The 214-nt window shown below is 49.5% G+C and carries 1 protein-coding gene; it reads right to left on the bottom strand.

Annotated features, from left to right (window positions below; translation table 11 throughout):
* Positions 1-214, bottom strand: a 214-nt coding sequence (locus H4J63_RS20060; RefSeq protein ID WP_182198127.1) for a transposase domain-containing protein, incomplete at both ends; no start/stop codon positions are given.

The following is a 214-nucleotide window of genomic DNA, read 5'->3' as shown; positions in this document are numbered from 1 at the left end:
GGTGCACGAAATTGCGTTCCATCGACAGAAAATAACCGGAGTCCATACCACGTATCATCAGCATCTTCTTCTTGTGTCCAATGGGCCGCACATAGGTGAAATAAGGCTTGGAGGGGGTCGCTACTCAGGCGCTGTCTCGCTTGAGGAATAGCACTTGGAGCAACCGTATCGCCCAGGGTATCAGTGAGTGTTAAATCTAACTTCTCAACAACGT

It is taken from the genome of Pseudoalteromonas sp. 5Ae-yellow, assembly GCF_014077565.1.
In the GTDB taxonomy this organism is placed as follows: domain Bacteria; phylum Pseudomonadota; class Gammaproteobacteria; order Enterobacterales; family Alteromonadaceae; genus Pseudoalteromonas.
The sequence above is the reverse complement of the archived record's forward strand: the minus strand, read 5'-3'. Positions and strand labels throughout refer to the sequence as shown.